The organism is Photobacterium piscicola (genome assembly GCF_900166965.1).
Taxonomy (GTDB): domain Bacteria; phylum Pseudomonadota; class Gammaproteobacteria; order Enterobacterales; family Vibrionaceae; genus Photobacterium; species Photobacterium piscicola.
The window spans coordinates 1-1,637 of the sequence record NZ_FUZI01000028.1 but is presented as its reverse complement, the minus strand read 5'-3'; the positions used below and the strand labels follow the sequence as shown (position 1 = coordinate 1,637).

Sequence of the window (1,637 nt, the reverse complement as noted above, 5' to 3'; positions counted from 1 at the left end):
CCAGAAGTAGATAGCTTAACCTTCGGGAGGGCGTTTACCACGGTGTGGTTCATGACTGGGGTGAAGTCGTAACAAGGTAGCCCTAGGGGAACCTGGGGCTGGATCACCTCCTTACCTAAAGACTTATACTGTTTTATGCAGTGTCCACACAGATTGCTTGGTAAAATTAGTTATTAGAAAATAGCGAAAGTGCTAATTAATGCAAACGCATTGATTAACGCTTTTGCGTTATGCTCTTTAACAATCTGGAAAGCTGACTAGTAAATTTAATCGAAAGATTAATTTTAAAAATGTTTTTATTCTCTGAATAAAAACGAGTTCTCAAAACAACACACATTCAAGTGTCTTGATTTTGTTTTTGCTTTTTAAAGTGAAGACAAATAAATGAGTCCGGCGAAAAACCAATGTTTAATATTTTCTTGATCGGAGTATTAAACGCAAACCTTGGTTGTTTGAACATACAAGACCTCTTGGGGTTGTATGGTTAAGTGACTAAGCGTACACGGTGGATGCCTTGGCAGTCAGAGGCGATGAAGGACGTATTAACTTGCGATAAGCCCAGATTAGGCAGTAAAAGCCTCTTGAGTCTGGGATTTCCGAATGGGGAAACCCACTTGCATAAGCAAGTATCATTAACTGAATACATAGGTTAATGAGGCAAACCGGGGGAACTGAAACATCTAAGTACCCCGAGGAAGAGAAATCAACCGAGATTCCGGTAGTAGCGGCGAGCGAAACCGGATTAGCCCTTAAGCTAGTTCTGCGTTAGGTGAAGGTTCTGGAAAGTTCCGCGATACAGGGTGATAGCCCCGTAACCAAAAATGCAGTCTTAGTGAAATCGAGTAGGACGGGACACGTGATATCCTGTTTGAACATGGGGGGACCATCCTCCAAGGCTAAATACTCCTGACTGACCGATAGTGAACCAGTACCGTGAGGGAAAGGCGAAAAGAACCCCTGTGAGGGGAGTGAAATAGAACCTGAAACCGTGTACGTACAAGCAGTAGGAGCCCACTTGTTGGGTGACTGCGTACCTTTTGTATAATGGGTCAGCGACTTAATTTTAGTAGCAAGGTTAACCGTTTAGGGGAGCCGTAGGGAAACCGAGTCTTAACTGGGCGTCATAGTTGCTAGGATTAGACCCGAAACCGAGTGATCTAGCCATGGGCAGGTTGAAGGTGAGGTAACACTTACTGGAGGACCGAACCGACTAATGTTGAAAAATTAGCGGATGACTTGTGGCTAGGGGTGAAAGGCCAATCAAACTCGGAGATAGCTGGTTCTCCCCGAAAGCTATTTAGGTAGCGCCTCGGACGAATACTACTGGGGGTAGAGCACTGTTAAGGCTAGGGGGTCATCCCGACTTACCAACCCTTTGCAAACTCCGAATACCAGTAAGTACTATCCGGGAGACACACGGCGGGTGCTAACGTCCGTCGTGAAGAGGGAAACAACCCAGACCGCCAGCTAAGGTCCCAAAGTTATAGCTAAGTGGGAAACGATGTGGGAAGGCTCAGACAGCCAGGATGTTGGCTTAGAAGCAGCCATCATTTAAAGAAAGCGTAATAGCTCACTGGTCGAGTCGGCCTGCGCGGAAGATTTAACGGGGCTAAGCTATACACCGAAGCTGCGGCAAT

At 46.0% G+C, this 1,637-nt stretch carries 2 rRNA genes; both read left to right on the top strand.

Going from position 1 to position 1,637, the window contains the following annotated elements:
• A 16S ribosomal RNA gene (locus tag CZ809_RS20545) occupies nt 1-114 on the top strand; the annotation flags it as partial.
• A gap of 368 nt (nt 115-482) precedes the next feature.
• Nucleotides 483-1,637 (top strand): 23S ribosomal RNA (locus CZ809_RS20540); the annotation flags it as partial.